Origin of the sequence: uncultured Campylobacter sp. (assembly GCF_938045595.1) — a bacterium.
Classification (GTDB): domain Bacteria; phylum Campylobacterota; class Campylobacteria; order Campylobacterales; family Campylobacteraceae; genus Campylobacter_B.
Map to the genome: position 1 here is coordinate 1 of NZ_CALIBB010000240.1, position 5,088 is coordinate 5,088.

5 protein-coding genes are annotated in these 5,088 nt (G+C 44.4%); 3 read left to right on the forward strand and 2 right to left on the reverse strand.

Annotated features, from left to right (window positions below; translation table 11 throughout):
- The coding region (locus Q0340_RS09090) for a ribonuclease J (RefSeq protein ID WP_298083057.1) at positions 1 to 1,027 on the reverse strand (1,027 nt) is incomplete at its 3' end.
- Positions 1,008 to 1,868, reverse strand: coding sequence for a 16S rRNA (adenine(1518)-N(6)/adenine(1519)-N(6))-dimethyltransferase RsmA (rsmA, locus tag Q0340_RS09095; protein WP_298083058.1), 861 nt, complete (start codon positions 1,866 to 1,868; stop codon positions 1,008 to 1,010). The genes rsmA and Q0340_RS09090, both read right to left, overlap by 20 nt.
- A 91-nt stretch (positions 1,869 to 1,959) precedes the next feature.
- Here rsmA and hisF point away from each other — a divergent pair, with 91 nt between their 5' ends.
- The 3 genes from hisF (at position 1,960) to rlmN (ending at position 4,853) form a co-directional block, all read left to right on the forward strand.
- Positions 1,960 to 2,847 carry an imidazole glycerol phosphate synthase subunit HisF gene (gene hisF, locus Q0340_RS09100; RefSeq protein WP_298083059.1) on the forward strand — a complete coding sequence of 296 codons (888 nt, stop codon included), beginning with the start codon at positions 1,960 to 1,962 and terminating at the stop codon, positions 2,845 to 2,847.
- 354 nt (positions 2,848 to 3,201) lie between these two features.
- Complete coding sequence (locus Q0340_RS09105; protein WP_297962067.1) at positions 3,202 to 3,747, forward strand: purine-nucleoside phosphorylase; 546 nt, start codon at positions 3,202 to 3,204, stop codon at positions 3,745 to 3,747.
- On the forward strand, positions 3,744 to 4,853 hold the full coding sequence (gene rlmN / locus Q0340_RS09110) for a 23S rRNA (adenine(2503)-C(2))-methyltransferase RlmN (protein WP_298083060.1): 1,110 nt from the start codon (positions 3,744 to 3,746) through the stop codon (positions 4,851 to 4,853). Before Q0340_RS09105 ends, rlmN begins: the two co-directional genes overlap by 4 nt.
- Positions 4,854 to 5,088: the final 235 nt, after the last annotated feature.

Here is a 5,088-nt window from a genome sequence, read left to right on the forward strand (position 1 = left end):
GATCGATCTTAAAATCGCCCGTATGGATGATCGTGCCTGCCTTCGTCGTGATCGCAAGCGCGCTCGCATCGATAATCGAGTGCGTTATATGAATGAACTCGACTTCAAAATCGCCGATCTGATAAAGCTGGCGCTTCTGCACGGGGCGGAAGTAGCTGCGCTCGGCCTTAAGGCCATGCTCTTCAAATTTATTGCTTATCATCCCCAGAGGAAGTGGCGTAGCGTAGATCGGGAATTGAAATTCTTTGAAAAAATATGGCATCGCGCCGATATGATCCTCGTGCGCATGGGTGATGAGGATGCCTTTGATCTTATTTTTTATCTTGCGGACATAATCAAAATCGGGGATCAAAATATCGACCCCAAGCATGCTCTCCTCCGGAAAGCTCATGCCCACGTCTACGATGATCGCGCTCGTGTTGGTCTCAAACACGGTCATATTCGCGCCGATCTCACCCAGCCCGCCAAGCGGCGTGATGCGTATCGTATCATCGCTGCGATTCGCGTTTTTAAGCGGATGCAGGCGCTCCTCGTGGATAAGCTTATTTTGCGCGATCGCATCATCCATCGCCTTTTGCCACGGCTCGTTGCCAGTAAGACTTTTTGGCATATTTGAGCGCTTTTTGTGCTTTTTCTTTTTCTGCGAGTCCAAAGAGTTTGTATCGTCTGAGGCGTTAGAATTTGCGCCTTTTGCGTTATTGCCGCTTGGCTTTGCACGGCCGTCGCGGTTTAAATTTGAACCGCCCGCGCCGTTTGAATGCGCGCCGTTTGAACCGCCGTTTGACGAACCGCTCGCAGAATTTGATCCGTTGCGAGAGCCGTTTTTTGGACCCTTTGAACGAGCGGAATTTTGCCCGTTTTTCGCGCCTTTATTTTTGCGAGAGCCGTTTTCGTGCTCGCCGCCGAATTCCACATCGCCCGCAGAGCCTTCGCTCGCGATAGATTTTTTTAGATTTTCCTTGCGTTTTTTATAGCGATTGCTTTTTTTGAGTCGTTCGACGCCGTTTTCATTTCTGTTTTCTTCCATCTTTTGCCTTTAAATTTTTAAAAATTTCTAAAAAAAGGGTGGAATTTAACTCGTGCGCCCGAACTGTGGGCGGAATTTGCAAATTTAAAAAGATCTCTTCGGCTAAGCCTCTATCAAATTTTGCGCTTAAATTTTTAATAAGCGTCTTTCGCGGCGCGCTGAAAGATACGCGCAAAAAGCTTTTAAATTTCTCGTATTCATCGAGAGTTTGGAAACGAGCGCAACTTTTCACGCCAAGGCTATCTGTGTTTATCTCAACACCTGGCTTAAAATTTTTGTCTTTTACGAGCCTGATCACCGACGAAGTTACCTTCGGCGCAGGCTCGAAGCAGCCAGGCTCAACGTCGAATAGAAGCTCGCAACCGCCCGCAAGATCCGCCAGGATCGAAAGAGCGCTAAAATCGCTCTGCCCGGCTCTAGCGCAGAATTTTAAAGCGACCTCCTTTTGGATCATCACCAAAAATCCGCTGCACAACTCATCGTCGATCGCCTGCAAAATCATCTTTGTAGCGACGTAGTAGGGCAAATTTGCGACTAAAAAATATTCGCCGCAGCCAAGACCCCGCTGCTGCCAAATCCGCAAAGCATCGCCCAAAACGAGCTCAAGCTCGCCGCTAGCGATCTGCTGCGCAAATTTAGCGCTTAAAATTTGATATAAATCTTCATCTATCTCGAAACTTTTTAATCTGTAAAATTCCAAAAGCTTGCGAGTTAAATCACCTAAGCCAGCCCCGATTTCAACGACATTTTGTGCACCATCGGGAATCGCTTGGATGATCTTGCTTAAAACGGCTTCGTCTTTTAAAAAATTTTGCCCGAACTCTTTTTTCGCCCTAATCATCGCGAGAGTCTAGCCAAATTTTACTTATAAAGTCATTATGTTAAGTAAAATTTGGCTAAAATCATAAAAAATTTTATTCTAAAGGGCTGCTTTGAATAGATTTGCAAAACGCATAATCTCGTGCCTAGACGTCAAAGATGGACGCGTGGTAAAGGGCGTAAATTTCGTAGGTCTCGTGGATGCGGGCGATCCGGTGCAGGTCGCCAAACGCTACAACGAGGAGGGCGCGGACGAGCTGTGCTTCCTTGACATCACGGCGTCGCATCTGGGGCGCGATACGATCGTGGATGTCGTGGAACGGGTCGCGCGCGAGCTTTTTATCCCGCTAACAGTAGGCGGCGGTATCCGTACGATCGACGATATCTCGCGTCTGTTAAACGTCGGCTGCGATAAAATCAGCCTCAACTCAGCCGCGATAAAAAATCCAAATTTGATAGACGAAGCGGCAAATAAATTTGGCTCGCAGTGCGTCGTGATCGCGATCGACGCAAAACGAAATTCTAGTGAAATTTCGCGCGGTAATTTATATGTCGCGGCGAGGAATTTGAACGTAAATTTACGCAATGAAGCACAAAATTTTGGAGAGACTTCACGCAGCTCGCAGGATGAAATTTTAACTGGGAACGGCGAGCCTTGCGGCTATAGTGTGTTTATAAACGGCGGTAGGCTGGATACCGGCAGGGATGCGCTTGCTTGGGCGAAAGAGGCGCAGGAGCGCGGTGCGGGCGAAATTTTGCTCACGTCGATGGACTGCGACGGCGTTAAAAACGGCTTTGAGCTAAATTTGACGCGGATTTTTAGCGCGCTTGATATCCCTGTGATCGCAAGCGGCGGTGCGGGTAAAATAGAGCACTTCAAAGACGTATTTTTAGCGGGCGCGGACGCATGCCTGGCGGCATCGATTTTTCACTTCAGAGAAATCGAAATCAAGGCACTAAAAGCGTATTTGCGAGAACAAAATATTGAAGTGAGACTGTAAATTTAGTCAGGTTTATACCGCAGGGTTGAAACTTAGCTGTCAAAGCGGCTAAACAATTAATTTTATTTCGGCCCTTCGTTATCTTGCAAGTTTTTTGCAAGCATCGTTTTTGCTTAGATAAAATTTATTCGTTTTAGCTAAATCATAAGCTTTTTTATGATACTTTTACATCTTCTACCCGCCACCTGCACTGCTACCATTATGAAAGGTAAGAGTACAGCTCTCATAGATATTTGCTTAAATTGATTTTAATTTCACCCGATACTTTACGACGAAAGAATTTCAAAATTTAGCCTTAAATTTATCGTCATTTTGCTATGATTAGTGAAAAATAATGAAAGCGTGAATGCGTAAATGATAATCTCTGCCGGACGAAATGAAATTTTTGATTTTGCCCTGCCTATGGGCGTAGGGCTAATGGATATGAGTATAAATTTGACTAAATTTTTATGCGAAAATAGGCAAAGCTTGCCGAGCGAAATCATTTTCGTGGGTTCTGCAGGGCTATATAAAGAAGGTAAAATTCTAAAAATTTATGAAAGCAGATCGGCTGTAAACTGCGAGATATCGGCGCTTTATGAGCTTTCATACTCTCCGATTAGCTATGAAATTGCAGCTAGGAATTCTACCAATGTTTCATATGAAACAATAACTAATAGCTCAAATTTTATCACGACCGATAAAAAATCTGCGTTAAAATTCTTTGAGCGAGGTTATTTTTTAGAAAATATGGAATTTTTTGCGGTTCTCAAGGTAGCACAAAAATTTCAAATCCCCGCTTACGGAATTTTTTGTGCGACGAATTTTTGTGATTCAAACGCTCACGCAGATTTTTTAAAAAACCACGCCGCCGCAAAAGAAAATTTAACTAAATATCTAAAAACCAAGGCATTAATTTGAAAAATATCTTTGATTTTACGATGAAAGAGCTTGAAAATTTCGTCGAACCAAAATTTAGAGCCAAACAAATTTACGAATGGATTTACAAAAAGAATGTGGATGACTTCACACAAATGCTAAATCTACCAAAAGAGATCCGTCAAGGTTTAGCTCAAAATTTTTATTTAGACCCGCTTAAATGTATCAGATCCGAAACAAGTAGCGATGGCAGTATCAAATACCTTTTCACTCTCAAAGACGGCAAGACGATAGAAAGTGTCCTGCTACCGATGAAGGATGAGCTGCGAGATGAAAACGAAAAAATCATAAGACACGCGCGCTACTCAATCTGTGTAAGTTCGCAAGTGGGTTGCAAAATTGGCTGCAGCTTTTGCCTGACAGCAAAAGGCGGCTTCGTACGAAATTTAACTCCAGGCGAAATCGTGGCTCAAATTTGGCTCATCAAGAAAATGAACGCGATCCCGTACGAGCGCCGCGTCAATGTCGTATATATGGGGATGGGCGAACCGCTTAATAACCTAGACAACGTTGCCAAAGCCGTGCAAATTTTAAAAGAAAACGACGGACTCGCAATAGCGCCGCGTCGCCAAACGATAAGTACGAGCGGACTTTCTACGCAGATAAAAAAGCTTGGCGAAATGGATCTTGGCGTGCTGCTCGCGATCTCACTGCATGCAGTGGATGACGAACTGCGTGAAAAACTAATGCCGATAAATCGCGCCTACAATATCGCATCGATCATGCAGGCGGTGCGCGAGTTCCCAATCGATCTGCGAAAGCGCGTGATGTTTGAATACCTAATGATCGATGGCGTAAACGATCGCCCAAGCGATGCCAAAACGTTAGTGAAGCTTCTGCACGGCATCCGCGCAAAAGTAAATCTGATCTATTTTAATCCGCACGAAGGCTCGAGCTTTGGCAGACCAAGCCCCGAAAATATGGTGAAATTCCAAGACTATCTCTGCGCGCACGGCATTACTTGCACGATCCGGCAGAGCAAAGGGCTAGATATCAGTGCGGCGTGCGGACAGCTCAAACAAAGAAACGAGCAAGGTAAAATTTTAGATCAAAATGGCGTCAATATGGATAAAATTTTAAAAAGATAGAAAAAGATTCGGCGATCATTTTCAGACCGTAAGGCAGATCAGCAAAAATTTATAAAGGAGTAGGAATAAACGCGTAAAAAATAATGGAAGAGATCGGCGTTTTCTTAGATAGATAACTGCTTAAAAAATCCTAGATTACAAAGGCGGAAATTATTCGCTTTATCGAGGCAAAATGGGCGGAGGCGGACGATGAGAAATACCGCGTCTACGACTATACATCTACGCGGCGCGCATG